The organism is Vogesella perlucida (genome assembly GCF_979366545.1).
In genome coordinates, this window is sequence record NZ_CEETRO010000007.1 from 15336 (window position 1) to 27738 (window position 12403).

The window sequence follows — 12403 nt, forward strand, 5'->3', positions numbered from 1 at the left end:
CCGGCACACCGCTCCCCTGAAGGATTCTGCATGAGCACTCCCCTGCAACTGGCACAGACGCTGGCACCGCTACTGGCCGGCCACTGCTGGGCCATTGGTGGCAGCACCTTGCTGCAACACCTGGACCTGGTAGAGCAGCCACGTGACCTCGACATCGTCACCACCGCCACCGACTTTGCCGCCGTGCGCGCCGTGCTGGCCGCCCATGGCCAGGACATTACCCCGCCGCCGCACCCGCAATACGCTACCCGCCACTTTGCCCGCTTCGATATGGGCAACGGGCTGACCGCCGACCTGATCGCCGACATGGCCATCAAGCTGGAAAAAGGCAGCTACCGTTGGCCATTTGACGCCAGTGCGCGCTTCGAGGCCGACGGCCTGCCGTGGTGCTGCCCGGAAGACTGGGCGCTGCTATACCGCCTGATGGGGCGCGAGGAACAAACCGAAGCGCTGGACGAATGGTTGAACGAACACGGCATCCAGCACCCGCAGCGGCTTGCGGCCAACCTGTTTGCCCAGTACCCGGCCAGTGCCATGCAGCCGGCACCGGACTGGTGGCCGTGGGACGAATGATCCACCGCCTTGCTGCCTGGCTGGTAGTGTTCACCACCCTGCTGTGCGGTAACGCGCATGCCGGGCGCGTGGTCAATCTGGCCAGTACCGACTACCCGCCCTACTTCTCGCCGCAGCTGCCCGGCGATGGCGTGGTGGCAGCCATCACCCGTGCCGCCCTGGCCAAGCACGGCCATACGCTGAAACTACACTACCGGCCATGGGCCAGACTGATGGCCGAGGTGCAGGCCGGGCAGTTTGATGGTGTCATGGCGGTGTGGTACGAACCGGCGCGCGCCGAATACCTGCATTACAGCCAGCCACTGGTGAATACCGTGATGGGGTTTTACGGACGCGTGGACAAGCCGCTGGCCACCCAGCCACTGTCCGGCTTGCGCACCCGGGTTATCGGTACCGTGCGCGGCTACAAGAACCCGGATGTGTTCGAGCGCGCAGGACTCAAACAGGAGCTGGCGGCCGACGACCAGACCAACCTGCGCAAGCTGGCCGCAGGGCGGCTGGATCTGGTACTGATAGACAAAGTGCTGGCGCAGCACCTGCTGGCCAGCCTGAGCCCGAAAGAACGCCTGTCGATCCGCTGGCAAGACCCGCCACTGGCTGTGATGCCGCTGCATGTTGGCCTGCGCCAGCAGCTAGCCGATGGCGAACAGCTGCTGGCCGACTTCAATGATGGCCTGCAAACCCTGCGCAAGACTGGCCAGCTGGCCGCGCTGATACGCCAGTACCAGCTAGCGCAGTAGTACGCCTAGCTGCGGCGCTTGCGGTCGCGCGAAACGATGGCTTCGATATTCTTGCGGCCGATCAGCAAACCATTACGCACAGGCGGTGGTTCGGTCGCCGCCAGTAAGGCGTGCGCGGCAGGGTTGGCCGCAAACACGCCGTCGCTGACCAGCAACAAGCCCGCCGCCTGCATGGTGCTCAGCTGCGCCTGCACCGCCTCGCCGTCTTGCTTGCATGCCTCGCCCAACTGGCCAGCCGTCTGGCCGCGGCTACCGGCAGCCAGCAGCTGCCACAGTTGCTGTGCCAATGCTGGCGCCAGGGCCGCGCGCAAGCTTGTCATATCCGGTGTTGTCATAGTGTTTGCCTGAGAAAAAGTGGCCGGATTATGGCAGCAACAGCACGCTGTGCAAGCCCTGCCCCATAACGCGCACTAGGCACTGGCCACCGCGGGCTGCACCCGCGGCTTGGCCACGATGCGGCCAGACAGCAGGCTGGCACTGGCAATCAGCGCGCCGCCAATATACTCCTGCAGCTGCATGTGTTCGCCAGCCAGCAGCCAGGCCGATACGGCAGCAAACACCAGCTCCATCAACATCAGCGTCATCACTTGGGTAGCCGGCAGTATGCTGAGCCCGTGCATGGAGATAATACTGGTAGACAACAGCGTCACGCCCAGTACCAGGATCATCAGCAGAATAGGCCAGTCGATCAGCGCCAGCTCGGCACCCAGTTGGCCGCGCCACAGCAGCGAGACCAGCCCACAGCCGGCCACACCCAGCCACACCGACGCCGACTTCACCGGCACCGGCAGGCTGCTGGCACGCTTGGACAGCACATTGCCCAGCGCAAAGCTGATGCCGCCAGACAGCGCCAGCCAGTCAGCACGGCTTTGCAGCAGACCACCTTGCAGCATGTCGGGGCGGTACAGGATGGTGACACAGCCCAGCAGCGACAGCGCCACTACCGCCCAGCCCACCGGGCTGAGCCGCTCGCGCAACAGCAGGCGCGAAAACAGTACCGTCCACAAGGGCGACAAATAGAACAGCAGCAGCACGCGCATGACCTGGCCTTCCGACACCGCCCAGGTATAGCTGAAATTGCACCAGCCATAGAGCAAAGTCAGCGGAATCAGCACACGGTCAAAGCGAAACTGCCGCCGGAACACCTCGCGAAACACGAATGCACCCAGGGAAGCCGACACCATATATACCGTCAGCGAAGTAGCCGCCGTGGAAAACCCCGCCTCGTGCAGTACGCGAAACGGGTACCACATTAGCCCCCACACCAGTGCCGTGGTCAGGGCACAGCTCACGGCCAACAGCTTTTGTTTTACAAAATCCATATTGTTTTCTTACTATTGTCCTTTTGTTGCATTGCAAGGAAGCGGCGTTGAACCCCCACCTCGATCTGTTGCAGCCCTACCCGTTCCAGCGCTTGCGCGGCCTGTTGGCCGGCGTCACGCCCCCAGCCGAGCTGGCCCATATCAACCTGTCCATCGGCGAGCCCAAACACCCTACGCCCGACGTGGTAAAAAATGCGCTGATCGCCAACCTGGACGGCCTGGCCGCCTACCCGGCCACCCTGGGCAGCGATGCCCTGCGCCAGGCGTGCAGCAGCTGGCTGCAGCGCCGCTACGGCATTGCCGTCGACCCGGCCCGCGAGATTCTGCCGGTATGCGGCAGCCGCGAGGCGCTGTTTTCGTTTGTGCAGGCGGTGATCGACCCGCGCGGCAGCGACAAGCCGGTACTGATCTCGCCCAACCCCTTCTACCAGATCTACGAAGGCGCCGCGCTACTGGCCGGCGCCGAACCCTACTACGTGAACTGCCTGGCGGCCAACGGCTACCAGCCGGACTGGGCGGCGGTACCGGAAGCCGTCTGGCAGCGCACGCAGGTAGTCGTAGTGTGCAGCCCCGGCAACCCCACCGGTGCGGTGATGTCGCTGGATGACTGGAACACACTGTTCACCCTGTCCGACCGCTATGGTTTTATCATCGCCAGCGACGAATGCTACAGCGAGATCTATTTCGATACACCACCGCTGGGCGGGCTAGAGGCTGCACAGCAGCTGGGGCGTAGCTACGAGCGCCTGGTGATGTTTACCAGCCTGTCCAAGCGCAGCAATGCGCCGGGCCTGCGTTCCGGCTTTGTGGCGGGTGACGCGCGCATCCTGGAAAAATTCCTGCTGTACCGCACCTACCATGGCAGCGCCATGAGCCAGACCATCCAGCAGGCCAGTATTGCCGCCTGGCAGGACGAAGAACATGTCGCGGCCAACCGCGCAGCGTATACTGCCAAGTTCGACGCTGTCACCGCGCCTTTGGCACAGGTATTGAATGTGAGCCGCCCGGACGCAGGTTTCTACCTGTGGGCCGAAGTACCCGGTGGCGACGATGCCGCCTTTGCGCGCGCGTTGTTTGCCGAAGAACACATTACCGTGCTGCCCGGCAGCTACCTGGCCCGCGATGCCCACGGCGTGAACCCTGGCGCCGGCCGTATCCGCCTGGCGCTGGTGGCCCCGCTGGCCGAGTGCGAAGCCGCCGTGCCGCGCCTAATCCGCTTTGTGAAAAGCCGTACATAACAGACATCGAGATCATGACCACCATCCACATTGCCCAAGGACTGAACCATATGCACCCGATCCAGCCCATTATCGAACTGGCTTTTGAAAACCGCGCCGAGATCACCCCGGCCACCGTATCGCCCGAGCTGAAGGCCGCGGTAGAGCAGGTCATCGAAGAGCTGGACAACGGCCACCTGCGCGTTGCCGAAAAAATCGACGGCGACTGGGTGGTACACCAGTGGGTGAAGAAAGCCGTGTTGCTGTCGTTCCGCATCCGCGACAACGTGCTGCTGGACGACGGCGTGAGCCGCTATTTCGACAAGGTAGACACCAAGTTTGCCGACTGGAACCAGGAACGCTTCCAGCAAGCCGGCTTCCGCGCCGTACCGGGTGCCGTTGCACGCAAGGGTAGCTTCGTGGCCAAGAACACCGTCCTGATGCCGTCCTACGTGAACATTGGCGCCTACGTAGACGAAGGCACCATGGTAGACACCTGGGCCACCGTAGGCAGCTGCGCCCAGATCGGCAAAAACGTGCACCTGTCCGGCGGCGTCGGTATTGGTGGCGTACTGGAGCCACTGCAAGCCAACCCGACCATCATCGAAGACAACTGCTTTATCGGCGCACGCTCCGAAGTGGTAGAAGGCGTGATCGTGGGCGAAGGCTCGGTGATCTCCATGGGCGTGTACATTGGCCAATCCACCAAGATTTACGACCGTGAAACCGGCGAAATCAGCTACGGCCGCATCCCGCCGGGCTCGGTAGTGGTATCGGGCAACCTGCCATCGAAAGACGGCAGCCACAGCCTGTACTGCGCCGTGATCGTGAAAAAGGTAGACGCGCAAACCCGTAGCAAGACCAGCATCAACGAGCTGCTGCGCGGGGTGTAAAGCCTGACCGTAGCATTTTGTTTCTGTCGTGGTTTTCGATATAAATAATCACGTGCGGTAACAATTTCTACACAAAATAAGTGCGCTGGCATTTTGCGCAGTGCACACAAGGCAGATAAAATGCATACAGGGGGTCGGCAAGCCGGCTCCCTGTTTCTTCTTGATTTCACAGGACAATCCCTGACCGTGTCTTCCGACAGTTTCATAGAGCTCAAGAATGTCAGTTTTGCGTACGGCGACCGGCCGATACTGCAGGACATTTCGCTCACCATCCCCCGCGGCAAGCTGGTCGCCATCATGGGTGGCAGCGGTAGCGGTAAAACCACGCTGTTACGCTTGATATCCGGCCAGGTACTGGCACAAAAAGGCCAGGTACTGGTAGACGGGCAAGACGTTGGCCGCATGAGCAGCCGCGACCTGTACCAGCACCGCCGCCGCATGGGCATGCTGTTCCAGTTTGGCGCGCTGTTTACCGACCTGTCGGTATTCGACAACGTGGCCTTTCCCATCCGCGAACACACCCGCCTGCCGGAGAGCATGATCCGCGACCTGGTACTGATGAAGCTGAACGCGGTAGGCCTGCGGGGTACCGAAGCGCTGATGCCGGCCGAGCTGTCCGGCGGTATGGCGCGCCGTATTGCCCTGGCACGCGCCATTGCGCTAGACCCGCAGATCATGCTGTACGACGAGCCGTTTACCGGCCTGGATCCGATCTCGCTGGGCACCATCGCCCTGCTGATCAAAAAACTGAACGATGCACTGGGTACCTCCGCCGTGATGGTGACGCACGACGTGCACAAATCGCTGGAAATCGTGGACTACGTGTACTTTGTTGCCGGCGGCAAGATTGCCGCAGAAGGCACGCCTGACGAAGTCCGCCACTCGTCGTCCCCCTGGGTGCAGCAGTTTGTACGGGGCGAGGCAGACGGCCCGGTGCACTTTGCCTACCCCGCCACGCAGGGCCTGGCCGAGGCATTCGGCATCAAGGGGGAAACCGCATGAACGCCCTGCTCAACCCTATCCGCCGCCTGGGGGCGCTCAGCATCAACGCCATCTGGCGCCTGGGTTTCATCAGCCGCTTCTTTGTGGCCATCCTGCTGAACTCGGGCCAGAGCCTGCTGCGCTTCCGGCTCACCATCCGCGAAGTGTATTTCGCCGGTGTGCTGTCGCTGATCATCATCATCGTATCCGGCCTGTTTGTCGGCATGGTGCTGGGCCTGCAGGGCTACAACACCCTGGCACGCTTTGGCTCCGCCGACGCGCTGGGCGCGCTGGTCGCGCTGTCGCTGCTGCGCGAGCTGGGCCCGGTGTTGGCCGCACTGCTGTTCGCCAGCCGCTCCGGCAGCGCCATGACCGCCGAAATCGGCTTGATGAAAGCCACCGAACAGCTGGAAGCCATGAGCGTGATGGCGGTCAACCCCATCGCCCGCGTGGTCGCCCCGCGCTTCTGGGCCGGGGTGATTTCCATGCCCATCCTGGCGGCGCTGTTCAATGTCATGGGTATCCTGGGTGGCTACCTGGTCGGGGTCGAAATGATCGGCCTGGACGCCGGTACTTTCTGGTCGCAAATGCAGAATAACGTCGACTTGCACTACGACGTGGTGAACGGCCTGATCAAGAGCCTGTTCTTCGGCATGGCCGTGACGCTGGTCGCCGTATTCGAAGGCTACGACGCCACCCCGACAGCCGCTGGCGTGTCGTCCGCCACCACACGTACCGTGGTCACCTCGGCACTGGTCATTCTGGCGCTGGACTTTGTCCTGACCGCCTTCATGTTCTAGGAACTACACAATGAAACGCTCTACGATTGATTTATGGGTTGGCCTGTTTGTAGCCATCGGTATTGCTGCCGTGACTTTCCTGTCGCTGAAGGTCGCTAACCTGACGCCGCAAAGCGGCAGCGACACCTACACGCTGACAGCAGATTTCGACAATATCGGCGGCCTGAAAGTAAAAGCACCGGTGAAGTCGTCCGGTGTCGTGGTTGGCCGCGTGACCAAGATCGAGCTGGATACCAAGCGCTACGTAGCCCGTGCCACCCTGACACTGGACAAACAGTACCAGTTCAGCCGCGATACCAGCGCCGAGATCCTCACCGCCGGCCTGCTGGGCGAGCAATACATCGGCCTGGTACAAGGCGGTGACCCGGACAACCTGGCCAGTGGCGATAGCATCAGCCTCACCTCCTCCGCCCTGGTGCTGGAGCAGCTGATCGGCAAGTTCATGACCAGCTTTGCCGAAAAGGGCAGCCAAGACGCCCCGGCCAAAACAGAATAAACCAGACCTCTCCAGAGAAAGACGCACATCATGAAAAAACTGTTCACCACCCTGCTGCTGATGATTGGCCTGTCCACGCCGGCGCTGGCCGCTGGCGATAGCCCGGTAGACGTGATCAGCACCACCTCGCAAAATGCCCTGGACCTGCTGAAAAAAGAAAACGGCAAGAACACTGCCCAGGTTCGCAAGCAAGTAGAAGACATGGTCGTACCGCTATTCGACTTTACCCGCATGACCGCCCTGGCTGTGGGTAAAGACTGGCGCGCCGCCACCCCGGCACAGCAAAGCCAGCTGGCCGAGCAGTTCCAGACCCTGCTGGTACGCACCTACTCGTCTACCATGACCCGCTTCAAGAGCGCGCAAATCGACGTAAAACCCAACGCGCAGATCAACAACAACGGCCGTGAAGCCGTGGTGAAGTCCGAAGTTACCCTGCCAGGCAACGGCGACAAGAAAAACGTGATGGTGGACTACACCCTGTACAAAGGCGCACAGGGCTGGAAGATCTTTAATGTCAGCGTAGAAGGCGCCAGCCTGGTCACCATCTACCGCAACCAGTTTGGCGAAGAAATCCGCAAAAACGGCGTGGATGGCCTGATCAAACTGCTGAAAGACAAAAACCAGCCAGGCAAGCCGGCATGAGCGTGATCCGTACCGCCCCCGGCCAGCTTGCCCTGCAAGGTGACGTGGGCATGGACAGCGCCGCGGCCATCCAGGCCGAGTTGGCCGCAGCCTTGCAAGGCGGAGACATCACCCTGGACCTGGCAGCACTGGGCAAGGTGGACTCCGCCGCCATTGCCCTGCTGCTGAACGCCATGCGCCAACAACAGGCGCAAGGCGGCCAACTGCACCTGCGTAACGTACCCGATAGCATCCATGTGCTGGCCCAGCTGTACGAGCTGACACCGCTACTGGGCCAGACCCGGACGAACACACCATGAAACAGCCGCTGATTCTGGTGGCCTGCTGCGCACTGACTGCCTGTGCCAGCAGCGGTGGCCACCCGCAAGACCCGCTGGAACCCATGAACCGCGTGGTGTTCAGCTTTAACGACAAAGCCGACCAGTACGTGCTGAAGCCAGCAGCCGAAGGCTACCGCACTATCACGCCGCAGCCGGTACGCACTGCCGTAGGCAATGTGTTCGACAACCTGCGCGATGTCTACAGCCTGGCCAACCACGCCCTGCAGCTGGAAGGCAAAAAAACGGCGACCGACGTGCTACGCGTGTCGATCAACAGTACCTTCGGGCTGTTCGGCCTGATAGACCTGGCTACCCCCATGGGCCTGCCCAGCTATAAAGCCACCCTGGGTGATACCTTCGCCCACTACGGCTGGAAGCAAAGCAGCTATCTGGTTTTGCCGCTACTGGGCCCAAGCACTGTGCGCGATGGTGCCGGTGTCGGGCTATCGTTCGGCTACAGCAGCGGCTCGTGGGTATTCCAGGAAAACCGCGATGCCGTTGCGGCCACCGTGCTGTACGGCGTGGGTGCCCGTGAAAAACTGCTGGGCCTGGATGACACATTCAGCGAGGCTGCTCTGGACCGCTACAGCTATATGCGCGACGGCTATCTGCAGTACCGCAATGCCAAGGTGGGCTTCACCCCGCCCGCCAGCCAGCAAAACCCGGACGACGACAATATCGACGATCTGGTACCAGACGATGCACCTGCCTCGGCGCCTGCTACTGCCGTACCGCAGCAGCCAGAAGCCTCGGCCCCGCTGGCGGCTGCACCGGCCCCCTGAGCCCGCGCACCGGCTCAAACAAACGGCTACCCTCGGGTAGCCGTTTTGCCTGCGGGTCGCCATGCGGCCAACTTTTCCCCTCACGCCACGGGCCTAGCCCTGTGCTGCTTCGCTCTCCAGCTGCTGCAGCAGGTACAGGCGCTGATAGAGGCCGCCCTCGATCGCCATCAGGGCGTCGTGGCTGCCCTGCTCGGCAATGGCGCCGTGGTTCAGCACCACAATCCGGTCTGCATCACGGATGGTAGACAGCCGGTGCGCAATCGAAATCAACGTGACCTTGCCGTGCAAGCGCGCCAGCGCCTGCTGCACCAGCTGCTCGGTTTCGCTATCGATATGCGATGTCGCCTCGTCCAGTAGCAATATGCGCGGCTGGCCCGCCAGCGCCCGCGCAATGGCAATCAGCTGCTTTTGTCCGACTGACAGCCGGGTGCCGCTTTCGCCCATTTCCGTGTCGTAGCCCTGCTCCAGCGACATGATCAGCGCGTGCACACCGGCCGCCTGCGCAGCGGCCTCGATCGCAGCCTGGCTCAGGCCACGCCCCATATCGATGTTGTCGCGCGCGCTGGCCGCCAGCAGGAACGGCTCTTGCGGTACCAGGCCCACACCGGCACGGAAAGCCAGATCGCTCATCTCGGTTAGCGGCCGGCCATCGATGCAGATATCCCCCGCTTGGGGTGCATAAAAGCGCAGCAAGAGCGACAGCAGCGTGGATTTGCCACTGCCGGTATGGCCGACAATGCCGTAAAACGCACCGGCAGGGATGTGCAAGGACACGTCGTGCAGCACCGGGTGGGCAGCATCGTAGCCAAAGCGCACGCCGCGAAAGGCCACCTCGCCCGCCACAATACTGCGGCCCTCGCCCCCGGCTGCGGCCAACCCTTCACGTAGCAAACCATTGACCCGCGAGGCGGCGACCACCGCCTGCTGCAGCTGCGAAAACTGCATGGTGATCTGGATCAGCGGCTCCACCACGCGGGCAATGTAGCTGACAAAGGCGTACAGCACGCCCACCTCCAGCCCGCTCACGCGATGGCTGCCAAATACCCAGATGACGGTGGCCAGTAGCAGCACATTCAGCAGGTCCAGCGCCGGGCGCAGCAGCCAGGCGTTGGCGCGCAGCTCGGCCATGCGCGCGCCGTACAGCTGCTGGTTGGTATCGGCAAACCGTCGGGCAAAGCGCTGCTCCGCCCCGCTGGCCTGCAGCACGCTCATGCCGGCAATGGATTCGGCCACCTGGGCGTTGATATCGCTGCGCAGCTGGCGCGCCCGCGTGACCGACGGCGCACTCCAGCGCTGGTATAGCCACACAATCAAGAATACCGCCGGCAACAGCAGCATCACCACCAGCGCCAGCCGCCAGTTCAGCCACGCCATGGCCGCCAGCGCACCGCATACCACGATGATGCTGTCCAGCATCACAAACAGCACCTGCACGTACAGCTGCTTGACTGCCTCGGTATCGTTAGTCACGCGGCTAACCAGCTGGCCGGTGATGGCCTTGTCGAAAAACGCCATCGGCAGCGCCAGCACATGGCCGTATACCTCCTCGCGCAGGCGGCGTACCGAGCGCATGGCCACCCCGGCCAGACGCAGCAGCTGCAGGTAGCGCAGCAAGGTCGCCGCCAGGCCGCTTAGCAAAATACCCCCCAGCAGCAGGGCCACGTCCAGTGCTACCCAATGCCGTGGCAGCAGGTAGTTGTCGATAAAATATTTGCCCAGCAGCGGGCCGCACGCTTCCAGTAGCGCAGCCAGCAGCAGGCAGAGAAAGCCCAGCCACACGTGGTGGCGTTCGGGGGCGGCGGCGTGGCGCAGTAGCGCCATGGCTTGTTGTCGCTCAGCACTCATCCAGGCTGGCCTCCAGTTGCTGGTAGCGCCACTGGCTGGCGTACCAGCCGTCCAGGGCTAACAGCTGGCTATGTTGGCCGCGCTCGGTCACGCGGCCCTGTTTCAGTACCAGTATCTCGTCGGCGTCCACCACGGCAGACAGGCGGTGGCTCACGATCAGCAACGTGCGCCCCTGCCGCGCGGCGCGCAGGTGCTGCAGGATGGCAGTTTCGGTCTGGGTATCGACCGCAGACAGCGCATCGTCCAGTACCAGTAGCGGGGCATCTGACAGCAGCGCCCGGGCGATGGCTACCCGCTGGCGCTGGCCGCCAGACAGGCTGACGCCTTTCTCGCCCACCGGTGTGTCGTAGCCTTGCGGCAGGCGCAGGATATCGTCGTGCACGGCGGCCAGCTGTGCTACGCGCTCGATATCGGCGCGGCTGGCGTCGGGTTTCACCAGCGCGATATTGCCGGCCACGCTGGCCGAGAACAAAAACGCCTCTTGCGGTACCCAGCTGATCGCGCGGCGCAGCGCGTTGAGCGTGTAATCGTCCAGCGCCCGCCCCTGCCACAGGATGCGGCCAACGGTGGGGTGGTACTGGCGCAGCAGCAGCTTCAGCAGCGTGGACTTGCCGCTGCCGGTAGGCCCGACCAGGGCCAGCACACCGCCGGTGGGCAGGCTCAGGCTAACGCCAGCCAGCGCGGGCTGCGGCTGCTGCGGGTAGCTAAAGCCCACCTCATGCAGCTGCAGCGTGCCGGCGGGGCTGCCTGCTTCGCTGCCATGGTCGTCTATGGTCAGCGGGGCGGACAGGATAGGGTCCAGCCGCGCCCAGGCCGCCTTGCCACGCTCCAGCAGCGCCAGCACCCAGCCGGCCGCAAACATGGGCCAGATCAGCTGGCCCAGATACATGGAAAAACTGGTGAGCTGGCCAATGCTCAGGCCGCCGTGCCACACCAGATAGCCGCCCAGCGACAGCGTCAGCACGCTGGCGGCGGTCAGTGTCATGCCCACCGTGGGTTCGAACGCCGCCTCCCAGCGCTGGGCCGCCAGGCTGGCGTCGGCGGCGTTGGCCGCCAGCTGCGCCATCGTGCGGCGGTTGCGGTTTTCCAGCCCCAGCGCCCGCAGGGTGCGCACGCCGCTAAGGGTTTCCTGTACGTGGTCGTTCAGCGCCGAAAAGCGCTGTAGCGAATCGGTTGAGGCTTGGTGCACGTGGCGTGAAATGCGCCAGAAACCCAAGGCCATCAGCGGGAAAGGCAGCAGCGCTACCACCGCCAGCCGCCAGTCCACCCCCAGCGTCATCATGCCCAGCACCAACACCAGCGTGAGCGCGCCGTCAAAACCGGCCAGCATGGCCTCGCCGGCGGCCATCTCTACCGCGTCGATATCGTTGGTGGCGCGGGCCATCAGGTCGCCAGTGCGCTGGTGCTGGTAAAAACCCGGCCCCTGCGCCGCCAGCTTGCGGTACAGCGCCACGCGCAGGTCTCCCCCCAGCCGGTAGCTGGCGGCAAACAGCTGCAGGCGCCAACCCACGCGCAAAAAGTAAATGGCCAGCCCCATGCCCAATAATGCGGCCAGCTGCCAGTGCAAGGCGCTACCGCTCAGGCTGCCAGCCACCAGGCCATCGATAATGCGGCCAACCTGGCGCGGAATGCTGACCGTCAGTACCGCCACGCAGGCCAGCATGGTGGCCGCCGCCAGGTAACGCGGCCAATGCTGGCGGATAAACTGTTTCAGAAAGCCGAACAGGCTCATGCCTTTCTCCTGGGCCGGTCTGCTGCCAACCAAGCTGGCCGGGCCGTAAAAAACGTTGCA

14 protein-coding genes are annotated in these 12403 nt (G+C 63.2%); 10 read left to right on the forward strand and 4 right to left on the reverse strand.

Features of this window, described 5'->3' with window-relative positions:
• Positions 1-30: 30 nt before the first annotated feature.
• Positions 31-573, forward strand: a complete 543-nt coding sequence (locus ACZ9XP_RS11320) for a hypothetical protein (RefSeq protein ID WP_147685927.1) — start codon at positions 31-33, stop codon at positions 571-573.
• A complete protein-coding gene (locus ACZ9XP_RS11325; protein WP_170253674.1) occupies positions 570-1313 on the forward strand; it encodes a transporter substrate-binding domain-containing protein in 744 nt (247 codons plus the stop codon). Before ACZ9XP_RS11320 ends, ACZ9XP_RS11325 begins: the two co-directional genes overlap by 4 nt.
• Positions 1314-1318: 5 nt before the next feature.
• On the opposite strand, the gene ACZ9XP_RS11330 is transcribed toward ACZ9XP_RS11325, so the two are convergent.
• Positions 1319-1633, reverse strand: a complete 315-nt coding sequence (locus ACZ9XP_RS11330; protein WP_465188485.1) for a hypothetical protein — start codon at positions 1631-1633, stop codon at positions 1319-1321.
• 90 nt (positions 1634-1723) lie between these two features.
• Positions 1724-2635, reverse strand: a complete 912-nt coding sequence (locus tag ACZ9XP_RS11335) for a DMT family transporter (RefSeq protein WP_147685933.1) — start codon at positions 2633-2635, stop codon at positions 1724-1726.
• Positions 2636-2682: 47 nt separating this feature from the next.
• Between ACZ9XP_RS11335 and dapC the strand changes: the two genes are divergently transcribed.
• The 8 genes from dapC to ACZ9XP_RS11375 all read left to right on the forward strand — a co-directional run bounded on the left by dapC (position 2683) and on the right by ACZ9XP_RS11375 (position 8766).
• Positions 2683-3873, forward strand: coding sequence for a succinyldiaminopimelate transaminase (dapC, locus tag ACZ9XP_RS11340; protein WP_147685935.1), 1191 nt, complete (start codon positions 2683-2685; stop codon positions 3871-3873).
• A 50-nt stretch (positions 3874-3923) separates the two neighbouring features.
• Positions 3924-4745 (forward strand): 2,3,4,5-tetrahydropyridine-2,6-dicarboxylate N-succinyltransferase, encoded by an 822-nt coding sequence (gene dapD, locus ACZ9XP_RS11345; protein WP_147686058.1) that lies wholly within the window; start codon positions 3924-3926, stop codon positions 4743-4745.
• 186 nt (positions 4746-4931) lie between these two features.
• A complete protein-coding gene (locus ACZ9XP_RS11350; protein WP_147685938.1) occupies positions 4932-5747 on the forward strand; it encodes an ABC transporter ATP-binding protein in 816 nt (271 codons plus the stop codon).
• Entirely contained in the window at positions 5744-6526 is a 783-nt protein-coding gene (gene mlaE, locus ACZ9XP_RS11355; RefSeq protein ID WP_147685940.1) for a lipid asymmetry maintenance ABC transporter permease subunit MlaE, read from the forward strand. The genes ACZ9XP_RS11350 and mlaE overlap by 4 nt, the downstream gene beginning before the upstream one ends.
• Positions 6527-6536: 10 nt before the next feature.
• Positions 6537-7022 carry an outer membrane lipid asymmetry maintenance protein MlaD gene (gene mlaD, locus ACZ9XP_RS11360; RefSeq protein WP_147685942.1) on the forward strand — a complete coding sequence of 162 codons (486 nt, stop codon included), beginning with the start codon at positions 6537-6539 and terminating at the stop codon, positions 7020-7022.
• A gap of 30 nt (positions 7023-7052) precedes the next feature.
• Positions 7053-7664 (forward strand): Tgt2/MlaC family protein, encoded by a 612-nt coding sequence (locus ACZ9XP_RS11365; RefSeq protein ID WP_147685944.1) that lies wholly within the window; start codon positions 7053-7055, stop codon positions 7662-7664.
• Positions 7661-7963: an STAS domain-containing protein gene (locus ACZ9XP_RS11370; protein WP_438699137.1), complete on the forward strand. Its 303-nt coding sequence runs from the start codon at positions 7661-7663 to the stop codon at positions 7961-7963. The genes ACZ9XP_RS11365 and ACZ9XP_RS11370 overlap by 4 nt, the downstream gene beginning before the upstream one ends.
• A complete protein-coding gene (locus ACZ9XP_RS11375; RefSeq protein ID WP_465188486.1) occupies positions 7960-8766 on the forward strand; it encodes an MlaA family lipoprotein in 807 nt (268 codons plus the stop codon). The genes ACZ9XP_RS11370 and ACZ9XP_RS11375 overlap by 4 nt, the downstream gene beginning before the upstream one ends.
• A gap of 93 nt (positions 8767-8859) precedes the next feature.
• On the opposite strand, the gene ACZ9XP_RS11380 is transcribed toward ACZ9XP_RS11375, so the two are convergent.
• A complete protein-coding gene (locus ACZ9XP_RS11380; RefSeq protein ID WP_170253676.1) occupies positions 8860-10611 on the reverse strand; it encodes an ABC transporter transmembrane domain-containing protein in 1752 nt (583 codons plus the stop codon).
• Positions 10601-12343 carry an ABC transporter transmembrane domain-containing protein gene (locus ACZ9XP_RS11385; RefSeq protein ID WP_147685950.1) on the reverse strand — a complete coding sequence of 581 codons (1743 nt, stop codon included), beginning with the start codon at positions 12341-12343 and terminating at the stop codon, positions 10601-10603. The genes ACZ9XP_RS11380 and ACZ9XP_RS11385 overlap by 11 nt, the downstream gene beginning before the upstream one ends.
• Positions 12344-12403 lie beyond the last annotated feature (60 nt).

Excerpts from the sequence above, each read along its gene's own strand:
- ACZ9XP_RS11365 (WP_147685944.1), top strand. The coding sequence starts at position 7,053 with ATGAAAAAACTGTTCACCACCCTGCTGCTGATGATTGGCCTGTCCACG.
- mlaD (WP_147685942.1), top strand. The coding sequence starts at position 6,537 with ATGAAACGCTCTACGATTGATTTATGGGTTGGCCTGTTTGTAGCCATC.
- ACZ9XP_RS11370 (WP_438699137.1), top strand. The coding sequence starts at position 7,661 with ATGAGCGTGATCCGTACCGCCCCCGGCCAGCTTGCCCTGCAAGGTGAC.
- ACZ9XP_RS11325 (WP_170253674.1), top strand. The coding sequence starts at position 570 with ATGATCCACCGCCTTGCTGCCTGGCTGGTAGTGTTCACCACCCTGCTG.
- ACZ9XP_RS11335 (WP_147685933.1), bottom strand. The coding sequence starts at position 2,635 with ATGGATTTTGTAAAACAAAAGCTGTTGGCCGTGAGCTGTGCCCTGACC.
- ACZ9XP_RS11375 (WP_465188486.1), top strand. The coding sequence starts at position 7,960 with ATGAAACAGCCGCTGATTCTGGTGGCCTGCTGCGCACTGACTGCCTGT.
- dapD (WP_147686058.1), top strand. The coding sequence starts at position 3,924 with ATGCACCCGATCCAGCCCATTATCGAACTGGCTTTTGAAAACCGCGCC.
- ACZ9XP_RS11330 (WP_465188485.1), bottom strand. The coding sequence starts at position 1,633 with ATGACAAGCTTGCGCGCGGCCCTGGCGCCAGCATTGGCACAGCAACTG.
- ACZ9XP_RS11385 (WP_147685950.1), bottom strand. The coding sequence starts at position 12,343 with ATGAGCCTGTTCGGCTTTCTGAAACAGTTTATCCGCCAGCATTGGCCG.
- ACZ9XP_RS11380 (WP_170253676.1), bottom strand. The coding sequence starts at position 10,611 with ATGAGTGCTGAGCGACAACAAGCCATGGCGCTACTGCGCCACGCCGCC.
- mlaE (WP_147685940.1), top strand. The coding sequence starts at position 5,744 with ATGAACGCCCTGCTCAACCCTATCCGCCGCCTGGGGGCGCTCAGCATC.
- ACZ9XP_RS11320 (WP_147685927.1), top strand. The coding sequence starts at position 31 with ATGAGCACTCCCCTGCAACTGGCACAGACGCTGGCACCGCTACTGGCC.